Source organism: Paenibacillus sp. 1781tsa1 (assembly GCF_024159265.1).
GTDB lineage: Bacteria > Bacillota > Bacilli > Paenibacillales > Paenibacillaceae > Paenibacillus.
Genome location: NZ_JAMYWY010000001.1, coordinates 4,288,010 through 4,314,690 on the forward strand (window position 1 = coordinate 4,288,010; position 26,681 = coordinate 4,314,690).

Sequence of the window (26,681 nt, forward strand, 5' to 3'; positions counted from 1 at the left end):
CTCAGATATAGAATGATTTGGCAATATTGCTGACATCATGTATTCGCCTGGCGATAAGGAATAAAATAATCGAACTTGGGACCATCCATACTCAGTCTGTCCTGATGAACAATCGTCAGGTTAACATCGTCAGGCAGTTTGTTCAGCAGTTCTTGCTGCAATAGGAACTCGGCTGCTTCCTGAAATCCCTTGCCAGGTACAAGGTAAAACATAAATTGCTTTTCCTGCACTTGCATTACACGGAATTGTCGAACGGCATCCGGGAAATTCCGGTTGACCTTGGTTACCGCATAATGAAACAGAATCGGATTGGCGATCCAATCACCTGATCGAATATATTGGGTTGCCCGCCCACCAGTCACTTCGATGACGGGATATCTCGATCCGCAGTCACATTTCTGTTCAGACAGCCTGCCAATATCTCCTGTGTCATAACGGATCAAAGGCCAGATTCGATTGGTCAAGTCAGTAATCACTACGTTTCCATAGCCATCTTTGTCCGAATTCGCAATTTCCACATACAATTGATCACTAGACAAGTGCAGATTACCACTTCTGCAGCTCATGCCAATACACCAAAATTCGCGCGAACCATAATGGTTATAAACAATGGGACCAAAGGCCTCTTCAATCGCCTTGCGCTGATAGTCAAATAACATCTCTCCGTTAATTTCGATATATTTAAACGGAAGTTTGCTCCGATCCAGCTTTCGCTCCAGCAGATGGTTCGCGAATAGATAGAGTGCGGTGGATACGGACAGCATCCACTGCGGACGATACTTCAGCAACGCTTCATAATAGTCGTCCAGTCGTTCCGGGGACAGATCAAGCATGGACAGATACATGACCTCATGGTAAATGGATATGGGATCCGTTGACAGATCATCTTCATTGAAAGCATAAAACATGGCATACGGATCTTTAGGTCCAATACCTCCGTTAGTGTTTCGAAGGCCCCATAAGAGGCGCGCTTTTTTCCATTTTTCTTCAACTGATTTATAACATTTGAGCGGTTGTCCCGTGGAACCACTGGTATATTCAACATAGAGTTTGGCCTCAGTGTTTGTAAGCAGCGATTCTTCTCTGCCGGTCAACTCAGATTTCTCCAATATGGGTATCTGCTCAAAACTGGATTGGCTCCAGCTGGCATCTGTAACGCCTTGTAACCTTTGTTGGTAGAATGAAGATTTTGCTGTTGCGTGTTCGATTAAACCTAGTAGCTTGTCCTGAAAATGGTCCCACTTGGTTATCATAAATGGTTTCCCACCTTATGGTTTCAAAGTCACATTGGTTCTCGGGAACTGAACGGCACTCCATATATATGGCATCTCCAGCAAACCATGGATCAATCGCTCCCATCCAACGCCAAAGCCCGATGTTTCCCTGTAGTTGTCGAGCGTTCTGGACTGAAGATAACATGCGTAATCTTCTTCAGGCAGGTTGAACACTTCTGCTTTTTCTTTCAATTGGTCAAGGGTACCCACACGCTGACCGCTACCGATCGTTTCCCGATATCCCGGCCAGATATAATCCGTATTGTTTGCAACGCGTCTGTCCCGCCCCTTCATTTCGGCGTGGTAGAACGGTACTTCAAGCAAAGGAAACTCACTAATTGCCAAGAATCCGCCATAAATCTCGGTGAGTCGGACTTCTTCCCATGAACCGAAGTGTTCAAGTGTGAATTTGTTGTAGATTTCATCTTTTGTATCTTCGTAAAGTGCGGCTAAAGCTTCTTCAAAGGTTAATTCCGTTATTTTTTGACTGCGACTGACTTCGTCAAGTTGATTCAGACGATCCTGGGAAAGGAACACACTCAGATCCGCTTCATTATGTTTGAGCAAATCCTGAATGACTCTAAACAACAATTGACGGATTATCTCCTTATTCGCTACTTGATCAACCGCGCCTTCATATTCGATATGGTGAAACTCGGACAGATGGGATGCATCTACATTTTCCTTGCGGAATGAGTTATACACGGAGTATACATGGTCTACCTGGTGCTGGAGCACCGACAATTCCAGATAAATTTGTGAGGATTCTGATAGAAATGCCTTGTTCGGCAGATCAAACCACTCCAAAGAAATAGGGCATACATCAGTTGTATAACTGATGGCCTCGCGACCATACACGGCACCTGGAGAAGAAATCATTCGAGTAGTCAAAGGCAGCAGTGTAAACAGTGCATTCATTTCTCCAAAAAACAGATTGCTTGACATATTGATCTGATGATTAATTCTGGCGATAGCGCCCCAATACTTCTGTTCACTGAAGCTCGTGACCCGTTTCTCAGCTTCTGCCAGCGTGTATTGCCCTGCAAGTACATTATCCAGTGCGTCATATATGTTGTTCCCGCGATATCCCAACTTCTTGTCTTTCTTAGTATAATAAGGTCCTAACATAAGCTCATCTCTCCTCATATGGTTATTATTTTGGGTTAATCAATCAAATCTGGCCGGCGATATAATTTTGACGTTCGTTCTTGCTTCTTACCTTGCGTAACAACTCCACTGAAGATAGGGGGTGAGATTCATCCCATTGGACTGAATTAATCATCAGTTGCTGAACCGTGGGGTGCATCTGATCCAGATATCCCTTTTCCTTCATCTCCGGATAGGAAGTATGTCCTCCATACGCTTCCTCTTTACCTTGCACGCTGTAATGAAACGTTCTCCTGTAGTCTTGAAACGTACATGCCCCGCGATGAAGTGTATGCGCATTCATAAATAGAACGTCTCCGGGTTGACATGTAATTTTAACCTCGTTAGGTAACGGATTAGCCCCGTTATTGTTCACTTCCCATCTCTCCTCATCGGAAAGTGTACGTCGGTGCGAACCGGGAATCGCGATAAAACAAGAGTCTGGGTACAAAGGAATATTGAACTGCACATGATTGGGAATACCTTCTGGGTGATATAACTCGTTATCCCCGTAATCCCGGTGCCAACGCAATCGATAATTGATCTTCTCCGGCGACCACAGCGCATGGGCTCCCCAAAATCGCAATTCTTCGCCCAATATCTCTTGAAGTACATCCATCAGACGTTCGTTCCCAAAAACGTCTCCGAAGGCGGGCTCGTACAAGTCCAATTTGAAAATATTATTTACACCCCAAGTGTCGTAATCAGGCTCTTGTTTCAAGGTGTAACGAGTCGTATACCGGAGTGGTTCCTGCTTCACCTTGGTGATCAATTTTTCCATCGCAATCTTTAGCTGATTCACCTCATCTGTTACAAATATTCCTGTAACGACAGCATAACCATCATCTAGAAAACGCGATTTTAGACCCATGATCAAGCAACTCCTTTCTTGCTATTGATGTTATGGAACCGCGAACCATTCCTTGTCCATCCGTTCCTTCCAGCGCTCTCGAATGGCCTTATATTGTTCCCCAGCAAGGTTCCCTTTGCTTGCCAATGCATAATTGTCCAGCCAACGATCTGGTTTCGTCGTGCCTACCATGACTGTGTGCACACCGGGAATCGACAACGCAAACCTCAGTGCCAGTTCTGTCGTAAGCAAAGGATCCTCTTGAAAGGAATACCCCAGCTTAAGCAAACGCTCTTCATAAGTTACTTTTGCTGGCTTGACCATAGATTCCGGTGTCTTACCCATTCTTTTCCACATAGCAAGCTGGCGTTCATAACGTTTCTTATGCTCCTCTGGGTTAACCCAGGCGGCATTGGCAATCGGACGCTTCACAATGACGCCAAGCTGCTGCTGCTGTGCTAAAGGAATGATTTCCTCTAAGGCGATTTGATCAGCAATATTAACGGTCACCTGCAGCGTATCAAAACATTGCATCTTGATCGCATATTTCGCTTGTTCCCCGTCCCCGCTGTAACCCAAATATCTCGCTTTTCCCGCAGCCTGAATCTTTTTTAGCGTCTGAATGACTTCACCACGTTGTAAAATCTCTTCAGAGCAACCGTGCAGCTGCAAAACATCGATATAATCTGTGCCCAGTCGCTTCAGGCTCCGGTCTACACTCAGTTCCAGCCAGTCAGGGTCCCAATCGTGATACTTATCCTCGTCCGAATGACCGCATTTGGTGAATAGATAGAATTCTGCACGCCTTCCCGAAACGGCCTGACCAATTCGTTCCTCGCTGTTCGGGTAACACTCAGCAGTATCGATAGCATTAAGTCCATGATCCAGTGCAAGATTCAGCAGGTGGTTCACTGTTTCCTGGCTGGTTTGTTCATAACCGATCTGGGAGCTGCCAAACCCCATGACGCCCACATGCATATCTGTCTTTCCCAGCGTTCTCTTCTCCATGTCCAACCTCCCTCCCCTTGTGGGTTCAATAATTTTCACTCAAATACGCTTGCGAGCTCTTCACGACATTCCGAATGTTATCGATGTGCATACTCGCTGAGGAAACAGGCCAATCCCCTCGAATGAGACCAAGACTTGCCAGCCTGATGCACGTTGTGCCCATTAACAGCGGAAGTACCGTAATTTCTTCGGCCAGCAGGGAATGATGTTCTTGATAGCCTTCAAGGAATCGCTGGAACGGCTGAGGTTCCAATTCATGAACGGCTTTAAAACGCGAACTGCCGTAACGGTAGGTTATGCCGGAAAAAGTAAGCAGTCCTTCAGCCAGATCCACAAGGGAATCAGTGAAGCATGCATTGTCAAAATCAATCAGGGCCGACACCGAACCGTCGGATGAGAAAATGAAATTCATCGGATTCAAGTCTCCATGTGCAATTGATGTCACCGCTTCTGCTCTGTCAGCATGCTGAACAGACCACTCGTCTACCAGTTTCTTGCAAACCTGGACAAAACGTTGCACATGCTCCTGATCCTCTTTGCTCATTTCATTGCGTTTCTGCATGTACTTTTTAAGCAAAAGTACAAGTACATCCTTTGTAGAAGCATAAGGAGATTGCTCGGGCAACTTCAGGGTGTGAAATGAACATGCGGCCGCAGCCTTTATCCGAAATTCACCCAATACCGCGCCGGCAGCGCGTATCTGTTGAGGCTTCGCATTGTACATCGAGCCGTTTGGTATGTACGATTGAAGGTACAATGTACTTTGATTACCTGCATGTACAATCAGCTCCCTGGATGTAGTTAACTGAACGGCAGGGACCCGAACCGCTTTCTGAGCCAGCTCATGCTGGAGCTGAATTACGCTCACGGCGTGCTCAATGGATCGGATATACCAAGGAATTTCTTTCAAAAAGTAGAGGTTTCCCTCCCGGTCTTCAACAAGGGCTTTTCTGGATGTCTCCGAAACCCGGTTTATCGGAACGACAGTACCATTCATATTGAGATATGGGTACGTTGTGTATTCCATGATGCCGTACTGCTCTAACGCTTGCGATAGCATATCCTCCGGGATAAGTCCTCTGCTCAGCTCTAACGGTTTTAGCAACGGCATTCTCCCCTTTACCAAAGTAAGACTCTTAATGTACACTCCATGTGCTGAACTTTTGTGTGAGTAAAATAACTAATTGACGTCCAAGTCCGGCCATTCGCACACTAACAGGATGTTCTGGATTCGCTAGTACAAATGGAATGCCTGCGTTCCCCTTCGCACTAATTTCAGGTATTATAGGAAACGTGTCGAGCACTTGCAGACCGTTCGGAACAGCTAGCATGCCTTGGGTATCCCCCGAAAAGATCGCAGTGGAATGCCCGCAGCATTCACATTGGAATTGAGACATATTTTCGACGATACCAAGCAGTGGAACCTCCATCCGTCGCATCAAGTCGATCCCTTTCTGAGTATCTGCAAAGCTTACCGTCTGAGGCGTTGTAATCAGAAGACACCGTCCTTTCAAGAGACGAAGCAGCTGGTGGTGAATCTCGGAAGTCCCTGGAGGCATATCGACGATTAGTACATCTACATCCCAGCGGGCTTTTATCAGTAACTGATCCAGTGCACCTTCCAAATATTTGCCTGAAAGAGATCTGCTGAGGCCGTTGTTTTCAATCAGTCCAGGCGAAGAAATGCGGATGCCTGCGTAGGTTCCCGGGTGGATTCCAAGTCCTTCTGCTACCATAGACTCGTCTTCAACTCCGGATACCATGGTAGGTATACTTGGCCCTTCAAAATCTGCATCAAACAGTCCTACTCTTAACCCTGGTAATGAATAGGCTAAATTTACAGCGAAAGTGGATTTTCCGACTCCGCCCTTTCCGCTATAGATGAAAAGTACGTCCATGGCATCCTCCCTCGCCCCTAATAGAAAAGCTAAGCATTTTGCTTCAACGTATGGATCATGTTCACAATGTTGCTCATGGAAGCAAACGTATCATTAATCATGTACTCATCGGGAATAGTCATTTCAAACTTCTCTTCCAGTTCCAGCAGCAAATCGATCGCTTTCATAGAATCGAGGCCTGCGCTTTTCAGATCGTCCGTCATCTCCAGATCACGATGAATTTTCTTCTTTACCAGCGCTGTGACTTCATGTTCAATGTGTTCAATGCTCATGAATAGTCCTCCCTTCATGCATTTCATTCACGTGCGTTCTTCGTGTCAGAGCAAGCTGTGAAACATGCTTCACTTCACCCTCATCCACGACCAATTCAACGGGAATTTCCCTGCTCAGAAATCCCAATAAACTGGCCGTAATCCCATAAGCCCCAACATTCGGAATATAGACCTGCTCTTCCAATTGTAAGGAAGGCATAGCTGCTTTTTTGTTGAAAAAATCAAGAGGGGTGCACAGCGGTCCTACAATGTGGGCCGACTCCGGATGAGGGTCGGTCTTCTCTGTGACGGGCTTGATGTCATACTGAACGCGTGGAATGCGTCCGAGCCCCGCCATCCCGCCCAGATGGTGAATGCCGCTGTCCAGAACGATAAAACGGCTGCCCTTACTTTCCTTGATATCCACAACCGAGCTAACCAGAACACCGCATGCGGCCGAAAGATATCGTCCGGACTCATATGCTATAGCAGGCTCTCCCATTCTCCATCCCGGCATATGCTCATCGAGAGCAGTCTCCAATTGGACCTTGATTTCACTAAAATCCGGAGGGGTGCCTGACACAGCATAAGGATGTCCAAATCCGCCTCCTAAATCCACGAATTGGAGTGGAATTCCGGTCTCCTTGGATATTCTCGCAATCACCTGAATGGAAGAGAGAAAAGATTCCGCAAGTCTCTCTGCATTCGCAGTATTGGTGCCATTGAAAATATGAAAACCGGCAATACGAATTTCGTCGCATTCCTGCATTTCCTTCAGCTCTCGCAAAAGCTTCTGCTCATCCGTTCCAAACTGAGAGGGTGTGCCCGTCATGGCCAGTCCAGCATCAGCCAAGCCCTGATCGGGATTGATTCGCATAATGACTTGAATTGGAGGTGTACCAGAAGACACTACAGACCTTAATCTGTCCAGCTCCTTCATTGATTCTGCCGAGAACCATTGTACTCCCTGTGCAACAGCCACCTTCAATTCCAATTCGCTCTTCCCAGGACCAGTGTACAATACATCCCGGGGCAATCCTCCGGCTTCTAACACGGAATTCAGCTCACCTAGCGATGAAACTTCAGCCCTGCACCCCAAATCTAACAACTGCTTAACGATTGCCGGGTGAGGATTGGCCTTCAGAGAGTAATACAACATCGAAGGCTCGGGTAATGCATCTCTTAACCTGTGGCAGGATTGGCGAAGAATATTCAAGTCGTATATATATAACGGACTGCCGTATTTCGACCGCAACTCTCCATAGTCCAAACGCTTCACTCCTTTTCCAGGTCTGTTTTCAGCTTGTTTTTATCGATTTTACCGTTCGAAGTTAAAGGTAACTGGTCTGTAACATAGATGTGTGTTGGCATCTTGTAATCCTCCAGCCGCATTCGTAATTCGTCGAGAATGCTATCCGCAGTCCGTGTAGAACTCACTGCAAGAATAGGCACAGCGGTGTCTCCGGTCAGTATCAGCGCGGCTTGTTCGACGCCATCGATGTCGACTGCTGCCAGTTCGATCTCCGTAGGACTTACACGAAAGCCGTTTTGCTTGTACATATCATCCTTGCGAGCGTAGAAATACAAGAAACCTTCATCGTCCATCCAGAAGTAGTCCCCTGTGTGCAAGCTCCGCTCAGGAGAAGCCATATTTCGAAAAACGTGCTGTGTTCGCTGCGTATCATTCCAGTAACCCATCATGACATGAGGACCATGCACAACCAATTCGCCAACCTTATATGGTGGCAGTTGCAATCCTCTCTCATCGATTATGGTGCAACTTGTACCCGGAAGAGATGTTCCGACAGACCCCGGTTTATCAGCGAGAAATTCCGGCTGAAGGATGGAGACCCGTTTACACTCCGTCAGCCCGTACATCAGATGTAGCTGGGCATTCGGGAAAAATCTATTAAATTCCTTTATATATGCTTGGGGTAGTGCAGCTCCTGTATTGGTAATGAAACGAATCTCTGGTAATTGTGTCATCTGTCTGCGCATAAGTTTGATCAGCGCTTCTCCCATGCTAGGTACAATTGGTAACCCGGTAATACCCCATTCCCTTATTTTATGAATGAGCGCCGGGCCCACATCAGATCGCTGACCCAAGGCTATCGTTGCATTTTGATTAAATGCTAAAAAAACCTGATACATTCCGTAATCAAAAGACAACGGAAGAAAATTGCCGATTACGTCGTCTGTTTCTATTTTCAGGCAAGACTGAATGCTCTCCAGTACAAATAGCATGCTGGAGTGGTGTGACACCACGGCCTTCGGCCGGCCTGTACTTCCCGATGTATACAACAGGCAGGCAACTTCATTACCTGAGCGATCTTCGTACTCCGGGTCATCTAATCTGCTATGCTCCAATGCATGTGTGGTCACGTCATTTTCCGATATGACCTTAATCCCTATATAGGATGACATCGCCAACTTTTCAACAAAAGCATCGGTCGTTAGCAGATAGGAAGCTTGCGAATCTTTAACAATGTAGTCCAACTGATAACTTGTTGTACTCTCATGCAAGAGGATATAGGTTGCTCCAAGCCTGGAGGCAGCAAACATGGATGAGACGAGAAATTTGCCATGAGGCAAAAGTAGTATGATTCGCTCGCCTGTTTTTACACCGCAGGATTGCAAATAAGCGGATATACGATCCCTCTCCTGAGTTAGTTGACTATAAGTAAAATGGCCTTCGTCTGTGATCAAAGCTGCTTTATGCGGATATCGTTGTTCTGAATGATCTAACAACTCACATAATCGTTTCAATTCAGACCCTCATTCCATGAATTCGCAGTGTTTATTTTGCACGATTTCTGTGATACGTTCATCGCACAAAGTGTCGTTAATATGTTGTTTAGTGAATAAAATTTAATTATACAGCCTTAAACATAAGTCTCTGTCCATATTTTCCCCAGCTATTTCTCATGCAGAAGATACCATACCCGATATTCTCCACTCTATCTGCTCCACTGTAGCAAAACATTCATACAACAGGTCCTCGTCCCGGAAAATAATCTCAAACTCCTCTTCTAGTGAAACAATTAGTGAAATATATTTTATTGAGTTAAACCCGAGATTCTCTAATCGCTCATCGAGAGGAATGTCCAAGTGGTATCCAAGTATATTGTGAATAATCTGAATGATTTTTGCTTCAATCATCGAGTTAGATACTTGTTCCATCACTGATTCCCTCCCCTGTCTTATTGCACAGATGTTTACGATATTCACTTGGAGAGCGCCCGTAATATTTTTTATAGTACCCGGAGAACTGTGAACTAGAGATATAACCGACAGACTTCGTAATTTCATTGATCGTCAGATCGGTATGCTTAAGCAGTTCGCGCCCTTTTTGTACTCTAATTTTCTGAAGAGATTTAATGGGTGAACAACCGAACACTTTCTTGTATGTGTTACTTAAATAGACCGGATTACAGCTGATTCGTGCTGCCATGTCTTCAAGGGTAAGCGGCTCCGAATATTGACTTCGAATCATGCGATGAACGATAATTAATCGGTTGTCAATCTTACCTTTCAAATTATCGGTGCTCTGGTTCATCATCCGGTACATATTGAAAAATCGTGTGAATTCAAGGGATAGTTGTTTGCTGTACTCAGGTTTGAAAGTGCTCTGTCCGAACATCTCTAAAAGGCATTTTACAAACAACTTGACTCCGTCGTCTTGTCTGGATAATACCATTGGAAAACCAAAGCGCATTTTAGTCATGTTTTCCAAGGTCAGAACGCTGATTACGACAGGTACTGACAATCGGTTTAACAGGATGAGATCGTTGCCCACCAACAAGTCCCTGGAGGAAATATAGTACGAGGTGTCACGATACCTCGTTTCAAAAGACTGTTCGGTAAACGCTACCAAAATTCTATTTGGCTCCGTACATACCGTTTCAGAATAGCCGGGAGCCATGATCATTTTGGGCATCATACTGTACAAATTCCATGTCATCAAAAGTCACCCCCATTTGAAGAAATTGGAATGTTTTATTAAATTTTAGTTGATTCCTAGACTGAAATCAACAATATTATACATAAATGTGAAATTGATCATAATCTGTAGAAATAAATAAGGGAGATTGTCGAGGTATTGTTTATCACTAAAATAAGCAAAAAAAATATGTAGGTAGACTCTAACTTTTGAACTTAATGGTGATTAGGCTAGCAATCTTTGGTCAAAATCTTCTTAAGGACGTTCTCATGGAATTCATACATATTACCACAAACAGTAACAGCAGCTCCAATACGAACCAATTCGTTCATCTCATCTGATAAAGCGCTCTCAATGGGTATGAGTCTGATTCCATGGAATTGTACTAAATAAAGGTACCCATACACTAAACACTTCTTTTTGAACGTGTTCAGTGTATGGGTACCAAATTACAACGCTTTAGGGCTTGAAAACTCTTATCTTAAATGGCATATCTTTATTTTAACTTAACGTCCAATCAGTACCCATCCCCACTTCATCCGGCGCAATCCCATCGCGCAGATCCATGAGATAAGGAGCGCCACAACATAAGATAGAATGATACCCAAGCTGAAGTGCCGAGCCAGGTCATCTGTGAATTCACGTCTCCAGAAGAGCAATACCAGTGGATGCATTAAAAATACACCGAACGCAACTGTACCCAAAGAATCCAGAACATGCGTAGCTTTACGAACTTCAGTATGTTTTCCTGCGCCCAATCGTTCACTGAAGATCAGCAAGAGCAAGCAGGCTGACAACGTAAACAGATTGCGGAACAGGAACAGCACGGTATAGGTAATAAACGGGTATGCAGCAAAAGCGGTTTTGATATAAGCATTACCATATATAAAAATGGCACCTCCGCTCAATAACGCAGCTATAAGTGCATAACGGTGAGTGTACAGTTTCTTCAATGCCCACTCAAAGTTCTGCCCAACCCATGCGCCAAAACCAATCACGATCAGATAACTGGGTAACAAACTTCCTGTTCGTTCGAAGTGAAACTGCAAATGTAGTGCATAGAAGATCGCTTGACCCGCAATAAAGAATAATGGCAAATAACGATTAAACAAACGATAGCGAGTCAGGGACAGAAGCCATGGAAAAACGATATAGAATTGAAGAATAATCAGAAAAAAGTACAAGTGGGTATGAGCGGTTCCCATCACTAATTGTTTTGCAAATTGAACACCGTGGGTCAAAGGTTCTTTGCCCGCAAGCAACTGTTTAATGGCAAAGTAGATAAGGGACCACACCACATAGGGTACAAATACATAGAATAGACGCTTTTTATAAAAAGCGAGCATCCAACCCTTCTCATTCACCTTGGAGCTGTAGTTGTAGAACAAGACTAGGGATGACAAGAACAGGAACGCCGGAACGGCAAATTGCAAAAACGTGTTCCAGAAATAATACACATCATGATCTAATGTATGCTTGGGGTAATGCGCAACTGCAGTTGAAGTCGCATGAATAGCTACCACTGCCATGATGGCCAATGCACGATAGAGATCCAGATACTCAATACGCCGGGGCCGATTAACCGGTTGATTCATAAAAATAACCTCACTTGTGCCTGATATGGGATGATAGTTTCCGGCCGCAATCCAGATTCTATGCTTCATTTTAATCAGCACGCGAGGGTATTACAATCATAATCTATATTATTTTCGTTATATATCACCATTATTCTGCATTATTCGACATTTTCTATCCAGAATCGTTCAATAACATTGCCATTGGACTCCACATAGTCCTCATCCTGAATTCCACCATTTCGAAGGATAACCCTTTTGGATGGCTCATTTATTGCATCACATACGACCAATACTTTGGCGATTCCAAGCTCTCTCGTTTTCTCCAAAGACAGCCTGAGAATTTCGGAACCATAGCCACTTTGCCGCTCTCCAGGACAGATGCCATAACCAACATGTCCTCCGCTGTTGAACAATTTGTCGTTAAGCTCATGTCTTATATTGACTGCTCCCACAATTTTATGACTCTCCGTGACCAACCAGTATGTACTGTCTTTGACCCAGCCTTCCGGAATATCGATGCCTTGTTCATTGCGTTGCAAAAACGCCAACATCTCATCAAACTCGGAAGGATCTTTGGAAATGACCCACGGTACCATCAACTCTCCACTTCTCACCCAGTCTTCATAAAATTCCAAATATGCATCCTTATACGCTCGCGATGGTTTAATCAATCTAACATGTTCTTTCCCCACGGTCATTACACCCTCCCAACAGATACTGAAACTGCCATAGTCCCGCTTCCAGGACACAACATTCTTGCTCTTCCATCAGACAAGTTCGAAAAAGGACTTGCGTGTGAGCAGATCCTATTCAAATATACATCTTACTGCTTATTCTATTATTATACAGACTCTGTCAATGTAACATCCTGAACATCTCGGTCCTTCTTCATATCCGTGTCCTTATACTTGAACTGGTAACTTCCTGATCCAAGTGTGACTTCAATATCGCCTCCAATACTTCGAATATCCTGAACTTCATTTACCTGATCCAACGGTTTCCCTTGCTCCAGAACGATCTGTGCACCTGCTCCAGGAAGACGTACCGTACCTCTCGTATTGACAGGAATGTGCACGCGTATCTCCATTTCTCCCTCCGCCAGCCGGTGCCAACTTGAAGCTACTTGCCCATACATCGTCTCCAAACTCGCTTCCACCCAATCCAGTCCAGGTCCGGGTTGCGGCTCAATATGCACCATTCGAAATCCTGGCTGATGTTCATCGGACCGGATGCCGGCAACATAACGATACAACCATTCCCCAATCGCACCGTACGCATAGTGGTTAAACGAGTTCATATCAGCACTCCAGAGACTACCATCTTCTTTGATCCCATCCCAGTGTTCCCAGACCGTCGTTGCCCCTTGAGTCACCTGATATAGCCAGGACGGATAATCCTCTTGAAAAAGTAATGTATATGCCAGGTCGTGAAGACCTGCATCACTCAGTACCGGATTCAGATAAGGTGTGCCCACGAATCCTGTGGTAAGATGATTGCCCGCCTCTTTCACGAGTTTCGCCAATTGATCGACAGCGCGAGTGCGGGCAGTAGCGTCCAACAGGTCAAATTGCAGTGCGAGAACATACGCTGTTTGCGTTGGAACAGCAATTTTGCCGGCTGGAGTGACGAATTCATTATTAAACGCAAGAACAATGTTGGTATGCAACGTTTTGTAATATTCAGCATCATCTGTCTTCCCAAGTACCTCAGCCGCTTTTTGAGTTAACGAAACCGAATAGGCATAGAATGCAGTTGCCACATAATCCGTATCCGTTGCGCCGACATAACTATCGGGCTTGGAGTCCAGCCCCAGCCAATCGCCAAAGTGAAATCCTGTGTTCCACAGATATGGGTTATCACCTTGCCCGTGAATGTACTCGATCCACCGCTTCATACTCCCATATTGCTCAGCCAATAATCTGACATCCCCATACATCTCATAGATAGTCCAAGGACAGATGACTGCAGCATCACCCCAAGCCGCGGAGGAATGACTGGTGTCACCCCATCCTTCCGACGTGGAACTTCTCAGATCTGGAACGAAGAATGGAATACCTCCATCTACTCCCTGGTCCGCTTCCAGATCCCGCAACCACTTGGTGAAGAAAGGCGCTGTATTCATAAGGTAGGAAGACGTGCGGACAAACATCTGTGCGTCACCGGTCCACCCGAGCCGTTCATCCCTCTGTGGGCAGTCTGTCGGCACATCAAGGAAATTCCCTTTTTGCCCCCACAATATATTGTGATGCAGTTGGTTCACCAATGGACTGGAGCATGAGAACTGACCTGTTTGCTCCATATTCGAGTGCAACACTATTCCGGTGAAATTATCCAGATGAACGTGTTCAGGAAAATCAACCAGCTTCACATATCGAAACCCTTGGAACGTAAAATGCGGTTCGAATGTTTCCACTCCATCCCCCTTGCACGAATAGCGAATACACTGCTTGGCGGAGCGAAGATTATCGGTGTAGAAGTTACCTTCCCGATCCAATATCTCAGCATGGTGCAGCTCAACCTTCTGACCTGCCTCACCCTGAATGCTGAATTTCACCCATCCCACCATATTCTGCCCCATGTCTATTACACGATCTCCCTGTGGCGTTGTTAACAAGGCGATTGGCTGTAGTTGTTCGACTTGGGTGACGGGTACATTCTCCTGTGCAACGATGATATCTTTGGGATGCTCCAGTACATTCACAGGTGACCAATTCACTTCAGATGAATCCGACCAATCGGACTCCATTCGTGCATCATACGTCTCCCCCATATAGATGTCCGACATGCGAATGGCACTTGGAGCAGCCGTCCACTCCCCATCGGATAGAATGCATTCCTCCGAACCATCTGCGTATTTCATATGCAGTTCCAGCAGCAATGCGGACGTTGAACCAAATATCTCCCGTTCTTTGTTCCAGCCAAGATACCCTCGGTACCAGCCATCTCCCAGATTAGCACCTAATATATTCTGTCCATCCTGAAGCAGATGAGTAACATCATAAACCTGATATTGTAATCGCTTACGATAAGAAGTCCAGCCAGGTGTAAAATAGTCTTCTCCTACTCTTGTGTTGTTCATGTGCAACTCATATAATCCAAGTGCAGTCACATATATGCGGGCAGACGTAACTGGCTTATTCACATTAAACTGCCTGCGCATACGAGGGCATGACGTATCTCCATCATCTGTTGGTTGAGCTGTGATCCATTCTGCTATCCACTTGTTATGACAATCCATGAGTCCCATCTCAAAATAGGCCGTTTCGGACCAGTCTGAATCCCTTCCTGTATCATCCCATGCCCGAACCCGGTAATAGTATCGCGTTTGCGGAGAAGGCTGAAAATGATTTAGTTCCACATGTATGGATTGATCACTGCTTATCTTGCCAGAATCCCATGTAATCCCATCGAAATCTTTCGTCAGGGACAGCTGTATCTGATAAGCGGATTGCATACAGTTCCGCCGATCGGACTGCAACTGCCAGCTTAATCTTGGTGATTTTACATCAAGGCCTATCGGGTTGATTCTATATTCACAGCGAAGGTGACTAACGTTGAACATTAGCAGATCGTCCTTTCCATCTTGGCTTCCCATTCGGGGTTACGATATAATTATATCGATCCTGCTGTCGTAAATACCCGGTAATCCGGACTATTTCATCCGGTGATTCAGCCATCTGTGCGAGGAGGTTGCCCGTGAATTCAACTGTAGAACTCATGAAAAGCGAATACTTTCTGCATAACCATCTGCAACTTTTTGTCAATCGTTGCTCTGAAGATTTTGTGCTTCCTTTTCACGCACATGAATTTATTGAGTACAGCTATGTTGCCGAAGGAAAGGGCTTTCATCATATCGGTGAAGATGTCATTCCCGTGAAGAAAGGCATGCTTTTTGTCATTCCTGTTGGCGTTCCTCATGTCTTTCGTCCTGTGAGCACAAACGTAACCGAGCATCCGTTAATTATATATAATTGTCTGTTTAATGCTGAATTGATCAACACGCTGACAGCCATCATTCAGGAAAAAGAAATCATTCAACATCTGATGGACTTGGCACAAAATCAGGTTCCTTATATATCCGTTGTGGATCACAATGATCAGATTGCAGAACTAATGGTGAAGCTATATCGTGAATCCTCTGTTCAGGGAATCGGCTCGTCTACTATGTTATACACCTTGGCAAGCCAGTTGGTATTGATGACCTACAGACAACAGTATCAAAAGGATTATGATGAAGAGAGTCATTCCACTTGTTTTGATTACATCCTTCACTATATCAAGGAACACGCAAGCAATCGTATTCTGATGTCTGATCTGGTACGCATATCAGGCTGGAGCGAAAAACAGATTGGGCGAATGTTTCTGCGGCATACCGGACAGACCTTTAGCGGCTACCTACAACATCTACGCATACAAAAAAGCTGCGAAATTCTAAAGAATTCACAGCACAAAGTCAGCCTGGTTGCAGAGCTGGTCGGATATCGGGATATGGATTCATTCTATGCTGCATTCAAAAAAATAACAGGCGAAACACCTCTCGCCTATCGCAAAAAATCCAGAGCACTGCACTCTGGACGATAAGATTAACTACCTTTTAGACACCAACAACCTGTAACATTTCATCTATGTATGCCTTGGCTTCTTTCCATGAGGACATTACCGGAAAGTTGTATCGCTCACGCTCCTGTATATTCCACGGATGCGGGATACAGATAACCTTTTTGCCATCCTCATGCGCGGGAATCAGATTGTGTGCTCCATCATCAATGAGCAGATCGAATCCGAGCAAGTTTTTTCGTTTGCATGTAATAAACTGTTCAGCGGTTATAAAAGGCATGTGCTGTTGAAGCCAGTTCCACTTCTCAACGACTGTTTTTGGTTCTGCTGCCGTCACGACAATGACATCATAAGCATCGTTCAGCTTTCGCATCTCATCTACAACATACTCGTCATATAATTCCAATTCCTCGAACAGACCCGGCCGACCATAAAATACATCATGCGTGCTCTCTGGATGACGCAAATGGGATGTATCCCAATGAATCATATCCTCATACCGCAACGGATGGGTCGGGAAGTTGAGGTTGTTGTGATATATGGCCCGCTTGACCAGATGACATATCGTGTCATCCATATCTACAGCAATAATAGGTTTCTTCATGGTTATCCCTCCCCCAATACGATCACAGTATACCATCCAGTATGTTATGAAGTCATCCTTTTTACCTTGAAGTGCCATTAGCGTTGATGAAAATCCTGCGAGATGATATTTAAAAAGGCACCCCGATGACGTAACACTAGCTACGCTTTGGGTGCCTATTCAGATTAATCTATTCCAAGTTTTCGCCATTGGAGGCAATGACTTTTTGATACCAGCCAAAGCTCTTTTTCTTATACCGATTCAATGTGCCTTGTCCGTTGTCGTCCTGATCCACGTAGATCACGCCATAACGCTTGGACATTTCCGAAGTGGATGCACTGATGATATCAATCGCTCCCCAGTTGGTATATCCCATCAGGTCCACACCATCCATAACGGCTTCTTTCATTTGTGTAATATGTTTTCTCAGATAATCAATCCGGTAATCATCGTTGATGGAACCATCTGCATCTACCGTATCTTTCGCTCCAAGTCCATTCTCCACCACAAACAATGGCAATTGGTAACGATCATACAGTTCTTTCAATGCAACGCGCAAACCAATCGGATCAAGCTGCCAGCCCCACTCCGTACGCTCCAGATTCGGGTTCTTAATCGTGCTGTACAGGTTACCACCCGTCACTCCATATTCCTCTGGGTTCACTGCGGACACCAAGGATGTGTAGTAACTGAATGAGATGAAATCAACCGTATGCTCACGCAGGATCTGCTCGTCCCCCGGTTCCATGGCAATGGTAATTTCGTTCTCTGCCCAGTACCGAGCCATGAATGTTGGGTAACTACCACGAACTTGTACATCCGTATGCAGCAGGTTCAGCTGGTTATCGATCTGTGCTTGCAGCACATCCTCTGGCTTCGACGTCGCCGGATAGTGAATCATGCGTGCAAGCATACATCCGATCTGGAAGTTCGGGTTAATCTGACGTGCTTTTTCCGTTACCAGGCTGCTGGCTACAAATTGATGATGAAGGGCCTGATAGGAAGCCTGCATCGTGTTCTCCACCCGGTCTTCAATAATACCGCCACCAGTAAACGGTTCAATAATGGTTGTGTTAATCTCATTAAACGTCAACCAGTATTTGACCTTGTCCTTGTACCGGGTCATCACAGTTTCGGCATATCTCACAAAATGTCCAATCACTTCGCGGCCTGCCCAGCCGTTATATTTCAGTACAAGCGCCATAGGCATCTCATAGTGTGAGAGTGTTACGAGAGGTTCGATATCGTATTTACGAAGTTCATCGAACACTTCGTCATAGAAGCGCAGTCCCTCTTCATTCGGCTCGTCATCATAACCATTCGGGAAAATGCGCGGCCAGTTGATGGACAGACGGAATGTCTTGAAACCCAGCTCGGCGAAGAGCGCAATATCCTCTTTGAAACGGTGGTAGAAGTCAATCCCGTAACGCTTCGGATAACCTTCTGCACTGTGATGTGCCATGGCTTTCTCAACCGTTGCACTCGTAACATGCATCAGTTCTCTAAGGTTGGTGTAGTCCTTTTTCTCAAAATAAGGAACCATGTCGGCTGTCGACCAACCTTTACCGCCAGCGTCGAATCCACCCTCAGCCTGATTGGCGGCAATAGCGCCGCCCCATAGAAACCCTTCCGGAAACCCTTGTCGATGAATCATCCGTATCTCTCCTTCTTTTCTTGAATTTGTCTATTAGTCCTAAGACAGTTTAGATTTCAGCTTTCAAGACGTCTTCACCCATCGTGATTTGGCCCAATTTTACAGGTAGAACCTGCTTGTAATCAGCCGTATTGGTAACAACCATAGCCGTTGTAATATCGTATTCTTTTGCAATCTCGGCCAGTTCAAATGTAAGTAACTTGTCTCCAGCCTGTACACGTGCTCCTGTAGCAACATGTGCATCGAAATACTGTCCACGCAGCTTCACCGTGTTAATTCCAACATGAATCAGCAATTCCATTCCGTTATCACTGCGGACAACGATCGCATGTTTCGTTTTGAACACATTCATGATCGTACCCGTCACTGGAGATACCAATTCACCCACCGTAGGAACAAATGCCACACCTTTACCCATCAATTCATCACCGAATGTTGGATCATTGACTTCTTTGAGTGGGATGGATTTACCTGTCATCGGTGCAACGGCTACCGCATTACTCGTTGGTGTTGGAGCGCCCATGTCGTCCACGTTCACGCTTGCAGCATCGCTTGAAGGTGCTGTCGCTGCCGCAGAAGAAGCGCCTGGTGAGAATTGAGCCAATGCCTCAGCGTCCCCTTCTTCTTCCTTAATACCGAATATCGTAGACATAATTGTACCTACAACAAATGCAAGAATCATACCGCCAAAGGAATACCAGAACGTTTGACCGATCAGGGAAGGAAGTCCTGGGAGACCACCGTTACCTGCAAGCACATACGCTTTTGCGCCAAAAGCAAGGGCGAAGCCGCCACCGACTGCGCTACCAATCATCGCTGCGGCAAATGGTTTTTTATACTTCATGTTAACCCCGTACATAGCCGGCTCCGTTACACCCATGAGTGCTGTGAAGCTCGTTGACAATGCCACGGTTTTGAGTTTTTTATCTTTTGCCCGGAAGAATACGCCGAGAGTTGCACCAGCCTGACCCATGTTGGAGATAAAGGTCAATGGCAAGAATTTGTCAAATCCCAGTGTAGCGATATTACTCAGGATGATCGGCACAAGTGCATAGTGCATTCCTGTCATAATAATAAGCGCCATCGCGCCGCCCAGAACAATACCTGCAATCAATCCGCCTTCATTCAGCAGCCAGTTGATACCGCCAGACAATCCGCTACCTACAAATGTACCCAATGGACCGATCGCAATTAGCGTTACCGGAACCATGACAAGCAAAGTAATTAATGGTACAAGCAGCAGCTTGAGTGCAGCAGGAATAACGCGGTCAACCCACTTCTCAACATAGGACATCAACCATACAGCGAGTAAAATTGGAATAACCGATGAAGCATAACTTACAGCCGTAACCGGAATTCCCAAGAATCCAACCGATTCACCGCTAGATAGCAATGCTGTCATATCCGGATACATCAGTGCCGTACCTAGTGCAATCGCAACAAACGGGTTACTGCCGAATTTACGAGCAGCGCTGACTGCGATCAGTAAAGGCAAGTAATGGAACACTCCGTCACCGATAGCCGAAAGAATACGGTACGTATCCGTTCCAGCAGACATCCAACCTAAGGATACGAACAAAGCGAGTAATCCTTTGAGCATACCTGCAGCTGTAATCGCTGGGAGCATCGGAGCAAAGACACCTGCGATTGTTTCAAAAATTTTCAGCACGACATTTTGTTTTTTATCCGACTTTGGCTCTTTATTTTCTGTAGTTTGCTGGATTGCCGGATTTTCCTTCACCATAGCGTCGAATACTTTCGACACGTCATTACCGATAATGACCTGGAATTGATCGCCTGAAATATTCGTTCCCATGACCTTATCCAGTTTTTTGAGTGAGCCGTTATCAACTTTATCGTTGTCTTTCAAATCAAAGCGCAGTCGAGTAACGCAGTGATACACTGAATTGATATTTTTAGTTCCCCCAACGGCTTTGATGATTTCCTGCGCCGTTTCCTGATGTTTCATGATGTTTTCCTCCTCATTTTTCCAATAAAAAATACCCGAATGAATATAGCGCAAAAATGTGGCGCCATCTCATTCGGGTATTGCCTGATTGAACAGTAACAAGCCCATAGGATATCCAGTTGTAATTTCATACTGTTGCGTGAACATTATACGTCCCGCTTGGTTTTCATCAGACGTTCCAGATGGAGCGTTAGATATAACTGCTCCGAGTGAGTCATGTCATACTGATAGTTCTTATGGATAAAAGTCTCGATCTTACCAATACATTTGAATGTCTCCGGATAGTTTTTCCGAACCACTTCATATAAATACTCCTCGGCATCATCATGTGAAGAATGGGTAATGACACGCTGACAGAAATATTTCAAATGGGTGATGAAGCGGAAATAATTGACGCTATCTTCATCCAATTCGACGTTGAAGTGATATTTGATGATATTCATAATCTCCTGCAATAGCTGCATGAGATGAGTGACATCGTTCATGGAATCATTCACTTCCGCATTGATGAAATGTAGTGCAATATTACAGATTTCATCTTTGGGGAACTCAATATCCAATCTTTCCTTCAGCAAGGTCAGTGCTTCTCTGGCCACATCATACTCCGCCTTATAGAAGTGCTGAACTTCCCAAGAAAGTGGATTGCGAGTAATCATTCCTTTTTCCAAGCGTTGAACAGCAAAGTGAATGTGATCCGACAGCGAGACATAGATCCCGTCACTGATGGTTTTGTTCAATTGTGTTCGTGCGAGTGTCACAATATCATCTGTTGCCTGCAGAATCTCAATAGGCACTTCAGCTACGATGGATTTAAATTTCTCATAGATCGATGTATCCTGAAGACGGAATACCTTCTCAATCCGCTCTTCATCAATCTCATCGCCTGCTTTGAACTTGAATCCGATACCCCGGCCGAGGATCAGTAGTTCCTGATTTTTGTCATCCACGGTACTGACAATATTGTTATTAAATATCTGTTTAATAATCATTATGGACCCACCTGGTTTTTTTTGAGGAATAAAAAAGGGCAAAACCAAAACAGAAATAATAAAATCATTTCCATAGTGGTTTTGCCCGCATTACCGGTAACAAGCCTCGGATATAATTTATCATAACCTGAAAACGGTGTCAACAGGAAACCGATGTTTGAGTTTATATGGTTATGCAACATTTTACTTTTATGGTACATTGAATGATATGTGCGCACTGACATTTAATAATATGACCTAAACTTAACAGGAGGATTCATTTTGAAAAAAATCGTTTCTTTAACCGTATTCGTCGCTGCAATGTCATTATTGTTGTCTGCCCCACTCACCTTGGCCGCAAATTCCAATAACCTCTCGTTGATAGAGAATTACGAGTCTGCTGAGCATCTGGGTCGGAAGACACAAAAACTTTTAAGTGATGAACTAGTTAAACTTGTTGGGAAACAGAATATTCAATTCACCACAATAGACACATCATTTGATCCGTGGGTAATTAACGGAACTATAGATGGAACTGGATTCGCAGATTTCACACAAAGATACGATCCTGATACAAATCATGTCGCGTCCACCCTTATCATGTATGATACCGCTGATCTCAATAAAGTCATGGATAATGCGCTACGCCTGAAGCTTGATGCCTTCTTAAAAACATTTGAGGATGAAGATATCTTCATTAAAAGTGGATTTTTGCGTTTCAAAGCCAATGATCAGGACCATGGACATTTACTCCAAAACTACTGGGTCATCTTTGGACCAAGTCAACAACTTTACATCGATGTGGACAAAGATAATCAAATGTCGGCAATTCTGCAATATAAAATCGATGATTCCTATGCCTGGATGACAAACATAGCACGAAATTCACTCAAAACACTTGGAATACCCTCAGTAAAAGCTTTTGATTACACCTTATTTACCGTAGAAGGAAAAGATATGTTATGGCAGTATAGGGATGACGACAATCTAAATTACGTACATATCGGCAGCAAGACCGGAAAGGTATGGAAAGTCACCAACGAATTAGGTATCAACTGGAAAAATGATGCTGATTTCAAAAAGTCTTTTGCCAAGCCCAAGCTCAGCAAAAACAAAGCACTATCCATCGCTGTACCTACAGTCAGATCTATATTTGGTATTGAGCTAAAAGGTTATTCCGTTCGTATCCAAGAGAACGAGTACACCTTCACGAAAAAAGGAGCCGCAACGCTTATCGGTAAAATCAATACAAAAGGCGCATTTTATTCGTTTGAAGCCATTCCTTCAAAAGGGGTAAGAAACTAACTTACATAATAAAAAAAACAGGTGGCTTGAAGCGCCGATTTAAAATTGCATAAGAAATACTCCGCTTTATGACGACAGTAGATTTAATCTTGTCATCATAAAAGCGGAGCCGGTATCATCAATCTACGCTTGACGTGCTTATTAGGCAGCCCTTCTTTCGAAGGGCCTTTCATCATTGCTGGAACGTCACATTAATCTGTACAATCTCCGAACGACTACTTGTACGAATTGGAGGTCCCCAGAAGCCAAATCCGGAGGTTACGATGGAATGCATGGAACCCTTTTGCAGATAGCCCCAATCATTCTCGTAAATAGCCTGTGTGATGAACTGAGCAGGTGCAATCTGACCACGATGGGTATGACCGGATACGACCAGATCTACATTGTTTTGCTCCGCAATATCCAGATCATACGGCTGGTGATCCATCATAAGTACCGGTTGGTTCAAGTCAGTACCTTGCATTAACGTAGCTACTTCTGCGCGATCCTTCTCTGTGCGGTCTTTCCGTCCAATGAGGGTGATCTTATCCTCTAGGACAATCTTGTCATCGTACAAAACTTGCATGTTGCTCTTCTCCAGCGCAGCAATCAGATCTTCAATCGGACCATCGAACTTATCGTGATTCCCAAGAGAAGCATAGACACCGTATGGAGCCTGAATGTCACTGATAATATCCGCGATTCCGCTATTAAGATACATATCCAGATTGTCATCAATAATATCTCCAGGATACAGCACCAGATCCGGCTTCAGTGCATTGATCTCCTCCACCATGCGTTTGGCATGTGCGGGGCCAGACAGAAGTCCGAAGTGCATATCGGCAGCCATGACAATGTTGAGCTTGTCTACACCTTCTACTTTTTTATCAATCTGGATATTATATGTTCTCACTACAGGGCTGTAGGCGTTGAAAATTCCGTAACCCATTGTAGACACTAACAGCACCAGCGTAACGACTCCCGCCCATTTCTGTGTGTGATGTCTTGGAATACGGGTTAATCTCAGCAGCCACATCGTCAGGTGAACGACGGGCAGGATCAGCAATAACAACGAGAAGATTGCCAGCCAGTAAGAACCGATGATACCGAGGAACGAAATGCTTCCAAATAATCGTGCCAGAATGAAGGAAACGGCAAGGAATACAAGCGCTATAATATAAAACCATCGAAATCTGGCGGACACGACTGGTTTCATCCAACTCCAACCGCTCCAGCCTATGTAGAACACTAATAAACCGTATATCACCAAAAACAATATACCCACTAATACAAACATGCCCGGTCTAACCTCCACGTCAATAAGTTGTATGCTGAATTTTTATTACGGATGTAGTTCCGTCTGAACAAGTATAACGTAGTTGAAGGGTCAGATCATCTGTTTACCAAACCCAGATTCGTACATTTTATTACAATTTGATGATATTCAAATTCGAACCATAAACGAGAAAAAGCACCCTTGCAGGTACCATGAAGTTGAATTCATGAATGACTGCAAGAATGCTATATATTCGAAACTGATATTACTCGTTTGTATCCATCCATTGGAAGTGGAATGAACCTTCTTTGTCCACACGTTTGAATGTGTGAGCACCGAAGTAGTCACGTTGTGCTTGCAGCAAGTTTGCTGGCAAACGCTCTGTACGGTAGCTGTCGTAGTAAGAAAGAGCGCTGGAGAAGCCAGGTACCGGAATACCTTGTTTTACAGCAGCCGCTATAACTTCACGCCATGCACCTTGATAAGACTCAACGATGTTTTGGAAGTATGGATCAAGCAGCAGGTTTTTCAGTGCTGCGTCTTTGTCATATGCTTCTTTAATGTTTTGCAGGAATTGGGAACGGATGATACATCCGCCACGGAAGATCATGGCAATGTTTCCGTATTTCAGATCCCAGCCGTATTCATCGGAAGCTGCACGCATTTGTGCAAATCCTTGTGCATAGGATACGATTTTACTTGCAAACAGCGCTTTACGCACGTTCTCGATGAACGCTTTTTTGTCACCAGAGAATGCTTCAGTTGCTGGTCCATTCAGGATTTTGCTAGCTGCTACACGCTCGTCCTTCATGGCAGACAGGAAACGGGAGAATACGGATTCCGTAATCATGGACAATGGTACGCCGAGATCCAGCGCGCTTTGGCTTGTCCATTTACCTGTTCCTTTTTGTCCAGCCGCGTCCAGAATCACGTCAACCATTGGTTTGCCTGTTTCTGGATCGTATTTGGAGAAGATATCTGCAGTGATTTCAATCAGGTAGCTGTCCAGCTCTCCTTGATTCCACTCGGTGAAGATCTCATGCAACTCTTCAACGGAAACGTTCAATACGGATTTGAGCAAGTGGTAAGCTTCACCAATCAACTGCATATCTCCGTACTCGATACCGTTATGCACCATTTTTACATAGTGTCCGGCACCGTCTGGTCCGATGTATGTGCTGCATGCATCATCGCCCACTTTGGCGGAGATTGCTGTAAGGATCGGTTCTACCAACTGATAAGCACTTTCCTGACCGCCTGGCATGATTGCCGGGCCTTTCAGTGCGCCTTCTTCACCACCGGATACACCTGCTCCGATGAAGCGGAAGCCTTTTTCTTCCAGTTCTTTACTGCGACGTTGTGTGTCAGGGAAGTAAGCATTACCTCCATCGATAATAATGTCGCCTTGATCCAGATGAGGAAGCAGTTGTTCGATCGTTGCATCTGTTGCTTTACCTGCTTGTACCATGATCAGAATTTTGCGCGGAGACTCCAGGGATTCCACGAATTCTTCAATTGTGAACGCACCTGTCAGGTTTTTACCTTCTGCTTCTTTCAGAAGATCATGGGTTTTCTCTGGGGAACGGTTAAATACCGATACCGAGAACCCTTTACTTTCAATATTCAAAGCCAGGTTTTTACCCATTACTGCCAATCCAATAACACCAATCTGCTGTTTACTCATTATGTCCTCCCAATGCTCCATGATTTATATAATTCTATTGTAAGTTGAAACGAATAAATGTTCAGTGATTATTGTACTGTTTTTTTCCAGTCCGCTGCAAATTTGTCCATACCTTGATCTGTCAGTGGGTGTTTGGAGATTTGTTCAATGACGGAGAATGGAACAGTCGCGATATGTGCTCCCGCCATTGCTACACGTGTAACGTGATCCGGATGTCTTACGGAAGCCGCAATAATCTGTGCATCCAGGTTATGTGTACGGAACAATTCAGCAATTTTGGTAACCAATTGTACGCCATCCTCAGAGATATCATCAAGACGTCCCAGGAATGGAGATACATATGTCGCACCAGCACGAGCAGCCAGAAGCGCCTGGTTCACCGTGAAGATCAACGTTACGTTGGTTTTCACGCCTTTTTTGGTCAAGTAACGGCAAGCTTCAAGTCCTGCAAGTGTCATTGGCAATTTGATCGTAATGTTTTTGTCGCTGTTGTTAATTTTGATCAATTCGTTCGCTTGTGCAATCATATCTTCAGCAGTGAGGGCATCTGGTGTCACTTCCGCAGAAACGGACTCAACTTCAGGTACCAACCGCAAGATTTCTTCAATACGATCTTCGAATTTCACGCCTTCTTTGGCTACCAGAGATGGGTTTGTTGTTACACCAGACAATACGCCGATTTTGTATGCTTTTTGGATATCTTCCACGTTAGCTGTATCGATAAAAAATTTCATGATTAAATTACCTCCAGATATATTTTTT

The 26,681-nt window shown here is 44.7% G+C and carries 23 protein-coding genes; 2 read left to right on the plus strand and 21 right to left on the minus strand.

The annotated features are described in order from the left end of the window. Positions 1-35: 35 nt before the first annotated feature. From NKT06_RS19285 to NKT06_RS19350, 14 genes are all read right to left on the minus strand, one after another. Entirely contained in the window at positions 36-1,253 is a 1,218-nt protein-coding gene (locus NKT06_RS19285; protein ID WP_253438116.1) for a phenylacetate--CoA ligase family protein, read from the minus strand. A 15-nt stretch (positions 1,254-1,268) separates the two neighbouring features. Then, positions 1,269-2,402 carry an amino acid--tRNA ligase-related protein gene (locus NKT06_RS19290; protein WP_253438119.1) on the minus strand — a complete coding sequence of 378 codons (1,134 nt, stop codon included), beginning with the start codon at positions 2,400-2,402 and terminating at the stop codon, positions 1,269-1,271. A gap of 43 nt (positions 2,403-2,445) precedes the next feature. After that, positions 2,446-3,291, minus strand: coding sequence for a phytanoyl-CoA dioxygenase family protein (locus NKT06_RS19295; protein WP_253438122.1), 846 nt, complete (start codon positions 3,289-3,291; stop codon positions 2,446-2,448). Positions 3,292-3,321: 30 nt separating this feature from the next. Beyond that, on the minus strand, positions 3,322-4,278 hold the full coding sequence (locus tag NKT06_RS19300; RefSeq protein WP_253438125.1) for an aldo/keto reductase: 957 nt from the start codon (positions 4,276-4,278) through the stop codon (positions 3,322-3,324). A gap of 25 nt (positions 4,279-4,303) precedes the next feature. Further along, on the minus strand, positions 4,304-5,383 hold the full coding sequence (locus tag NKT06_RS19305) for a phosphotransferase enzyme family protein (RefSeq protein ID WP_253438128.1): 1,080 nt from the start codon (positions 5,381-5,383) through the stop codon (positions 4,304-4,306). A gap of 31 nt (positions 5,384-5,414) precedes the next feature. Next, complete coding sequence (locus NKT06_RS19310) at positions 5,415-6,176, minus strand: P-loop NTPase (protein WP_301290014.1); 762 nt, start codon at positions 6,174-6,176, stop codon at positions 5,415-5,417. Positions 6,177-6,205: 29 nt separating this feature from the next. Further along, positions 6,206-6,448 carry a phosphopantetheine-binding protein gene (locus NKT06_RS19315; protein ID WP_253438132.1) on the minus strand — a complete coding sequence of 81 codons (243 nt, stop codon included), beginning with the start codon at positions 6,446-6,448 and terminating at the stop codon, positions 6,206-6,208. After that, the gene (locus NKT06_RS19320) at positions 6,438-7,697 is read right to left on the minus strand and encodes a type III PLP-dependent enzyme domain-containing protein (protein WP_253438135.1); all 1,260 of its coding nucleotides are present in this window, start codon (positions 7,695-7,697) and stop codon (positions 6,438-6,440) included. The genes NKT06_RS19315 and NKT06_RS19320 overlap by 11 nt, the downstream gene beginning before the upstream one ends. 5 nt (positions 7,698-7,702) lie before the next feature. Next, the gene (locus tag NKT06_RS19325; protein ID WP_253438138.1) at positions 7,703-9,193 is read right to left on the minus strand and encodes a class I adenylate-forming enzyme family protein; all 1,491 of its coding nucleotides are present in this window, start codon (positions 9,191-9,193) and stop codon (positions 7,703-7,705) included. Positions 9,194-9,349: 156 nt separating this feature from the next. Beyond that, the gene (locus NKT06_RS19330; protein ID WP_253438142.1) at positions 9,350-9,607 is read right to left on the minus strand and encodes an acyl carrier protein; all 258 of its coding nucleotides are present in this window, start codon (positions 9,605-9,607) and stop codon (positions 9,350-9,352) included. Continuing rightward, the gene (locus tag NKT06_RS19335; RefSeq protein WP_253438145.1) at positions 9,591-10,388 is read right to left on the minus strand and encodes a helix-turn-helix domain-containing protein; all 798 of its coding nucleotides are present in this window, start codon (positions 10,386-10,388) and stop codon (positions 9,591-9,593) included. The genes NKT06_RS19330 and NKT06_RS19335 overlap by 17 nt, the downstream gene beginning before the upstream one ends. Before the next feature lie 485 nt (positions 10,389-10,873). Beyond that, a complete protein-coding gene (locus NKT06_RS19340) occupies positions 10,874-11,962 on the minus strand; it encodes an acyltransferase (RefSeq protein ID WP_253438147.1) in 1,089 nt (362 codons plus the stop codon). Between the two features lie 140 nt (positions 11,963-12,102). Then, the gene (locus tag NKT06_RS19345) at positions 12,103-12,642 is read right to left on the minus strand and encodes a GNAT family N-acetyltransferase (protein WP_253438150.1); all 540 of its coding nucleotides are present in this window, start codon (positions 12,640-12,642) and stop codon (positions 12,103-12,105) included. A 143-nt stretch (positions 12,643-12,785) separates the two neighbouring features. Further along, positions 12,786-15,506 carry an alpha-L-rhamnosidase gene (locus NKT06_RS19350; RefSeq protein ID WP_253438153.1) on the minus strand — a complete coding sequence of 907 codons (2,721 nt, stop codon included), beginning with the start codon at positions 15,504-15,506 and terminating at the stop codon, positions 12,786-12,788. Positions 15,507-15,640: 134 nt separating this feature from the next. On the opposite strand from NKT06_RS19350, the gene NKT06_RS19355 reads away from it, so the two are divergent. Beyond that, on the plus strand, positions 15,641-16,525 hold the full coding sequence (locus NKT06_RS19355) for an AraC family transcriptional regulator (RefSeq protein ID WP_253438156.1): 885 nt from the start codon (positions 15,641-15,643) through the stop codon (positions 16,523-16,525). Between the two features lie 13 nt (positions 16,526-16,538). Here NKT06_RS19355 and NKT06_RS19360 read toward each other — a convergent pair whose 3' ends face one another. The 4 genes from NKT06_RS19360 to licT form a co-directional block, all read right to left on the minus strand. Beyond that, positions 16,539-17,105 carry a 5' nucleotidase, NT5C type gene (locus tag NKT06_RS19360; RefSeq protein ID WP_253438160.1) on the minus strand — a complete coding sequence of 189 codons (567 nt, stop codon included), beginning with the start codon at positions 17,103-17,105 and terminating at the stop codon, positions 16,539-16,541. 169 nt (positions 17,106-17,274) lie between these two features. Then, the gene (locus NKT06_RS19365; protein WP_253438163.1) at positions 17,275-18,738 is read right to left on the minus strand and encodes a glycoside hydrolase family 1 protein; all 1,464 of its coding nucleotides are present in this window, start codon (positions 18,736-18,738) and stop codon (positions 17,275-17,277) included. A 49-nt stretch (positions 18,739-18,787) separates the two neighbouring features. Then, complete coding sequence (locus tag NKT06_RS19370) at positions 18,788-20,707, minus strand: beta-glucoside-specific PTS transporter subunit IIABC (RefSeq protein ID WP_253438166.1); 1,920 nt, start codon at positions 20,705-20,707, stop codon at positions 18,788-18,790. Positions 20,708-20,853: 146 nt separating this feature from the next. Beyond that, positions 20,854-21,696: a BglG family transcription antiterminator LicT gene (gene licT / locus NKT06_RS19375; RefSeq protein WP_169481106.1), complete on the minus strand. Its 843-nt coding sequence runs from the start codon at positions 21,694-21,696 to the stop codon at positions 20,854-20,856. Between the two features lie 261 nt (positions 21,697-21,957). Between licT and NKT06_RS19380 the strand changes: the two genes are divergently transcribed. After that, positions 21,958-22,980, plus strand: coding sequence for a hypothetical protein (locus tag NKT06_RS19380; protein WP_253438169.1), 1,023 nt, complete (start codon positions 21,958-21,960; stop codon positions 22,978-22,980). 172 nt (positions 22,981-23,152) lie between these two features. Here the strand turns inward: NKT06_RS19380 and NKT06_RS19385 are convergent, their stop codons facing one another. The 3 genes from NKT06_RS19385 to fsa all read right to left on the minus strand — a co-directional run bounded on the left by NKT06_RS19385 (position 23,153) and on the right by fsa (position 26,653). Beyond that, the gene (locus NKT06_RS19385) at positions 23,153-24,256 is read right to left on the minus strand and encodes a metallophosphoesterase (protein ID WP_253438172.1); all 1,104 of its coding nucleotides are present in this window, start codon (positions 24,254-24,256) and stop codon (positions 23,153-23,155) included. Positions 24,257-24,500: 244 nt separating this feature from the next. Beyond that, positions 24,501-25,919, minus strand: a complete 1,419-nt coding sequence (gndA, locus tag NKT06_RS19390) for an NADP-dependent phosphogluconate dehydrogenase (protein ID WP_253438175.1) — start codon at positions 25,917-25,919, stop codon at positions 24,501-24,503. Between the two features lie 68 nt (positions 25,920-25,987). After that, on the minus strand, positions 25,988-26,653 hold the full coding sequence (gene fsa / locus NKT06_RS19395; protein WP_091020607.1) for a fructose-6-phosphate aldolase: 666 nt from the start codon (positions 26,651-26,653) through the stop codon (positions 25,988-25,990). Positions 26,654-26,681: the final 28 nt, after the last annotated feature.

Bases quoted from the DNA above. Each gene is read 5' to 3' on its own strand.
- NKT06_RS19315 (WP_253438132.1), bottom strand. From the start codon at position 6,448: ATGAGCATTGAACACATTGAACATGAAGTCACAGCGCTGGTAAAGAAG.
- NKT06_RS19330 (WP_253438142.1), bottom strand. From the start codon at position 9,607: ATGGAACAAGTATCTAACTCGATGATTGAAGCAAAAATCATTCAGATT.
- gndA (WP_253438175.1), bottom strand. From the start codon at position 25,919: ATGAGTAAACAGCAGATTGGTGTTATTGGATTGGCAGTAATGGGTAAA.
- NKT06_RS19385 (WP_253438172.1), bottom strand. From the start codon at position 24,256: ATGTTTGTATTAGTGGGTATATTGTTTTTGGTGATATACGGTTTATTA.
- licT (WP_169481106.1), bottom strand. From the start codon at position 21,696: ATGATTATTAAACAGATATTTAATAACAATATTGTCAGTACCGTGGAT.
- NKT06_RS19350 (WP_253438153.1), bottom strand. From the start codon at position 15,506: ATGTTCAACGTTAGTCACCTTCGCTGTGAATATAGAATCAACCCGATA.
- NKT06_RS19310 (WP_301290014.1), bottom strand. From the start codon at position 6,176: ATGGACGTACTTTTCATCTATAGCGGAAAGGGCGGAGTCGGAAAATCC.
- NKT06_RS19370 (WP_253438166.1), bottom strand. From the start codon at position 20,707: ATGAAACATCAGGAAACGGCGCAGGAAATCATCAAAGCCGTTGGGGGA.
- NKT06_RS19300 (WP_253438125.1), bottom strand. From the start codon at position 4,278: ATGGAGAAGAGAACGCTGGGAAAGACAGATATGCATGTGGGCGTCATG.
- NKT06_RS19335 (WP_253438145.1), bottom strand. From the start codon at position 10,388: ATGACATGGAATTTGTACAGTATGATGCCCAAAATGATCATGGCTCCC.
- NKT06_RS19345 (WP_253438150.1), bottom strand. From the start codon at position 12,642: ATGACCGTGGGGAAAGAACATGTTAGATTGATTAAACCATCGCGAGCG.
- NKT06_RS19290 (WP_253438119.1), bottom strand. From the start codon at position 2,402: ATGTTAGGACCTTATTATACTAAGAAAGACAAGAAGTTGGGATATCGC.
- fsa (WP_091020607.1), bottom strand. From the start codon at position 26,653: ATGAAATTTTTTATCGATACAGCTAACGTGGAAGATATCCAAAAAGCA.
- NKT06_RS19295 (WP_253438122.1), bottom strand. From the start codon at position 3,291: ATGGGTCTAAAATCGCGTTTTCTAGATGATGGTTATGCTGTCGTTACA.
- NKT06_RS19365 (WP_253438163.1), bottom strand. From the start codon at position 18,738: ATGATTCATCGACAAGGGTTTCCGGAAGGGTTTCTATGGGGCGGCGCT.
- NKT06_RS19340 (WP_253438147.1), bottom strand. From the start codon at position 11,962: ATGAATCAACCGGTTAATCGGCCCCGGCGTATTGAGTATCTGGATCTC.
- NKT06_RS19360 (WP_253438160.1), bottom strand. From the start codon at position 17,105: ATGAAGAAACCTATTATTGCTGTAGATATGGATGACACGATATGTCAT.
- NKT06_RS19285 (WP_253438116.1), bottom strand. From the start codon at position 1,253: ATGATAACCAAGTGGGACCATTTTCAGGACAAGCTACTAGGTTTAATC.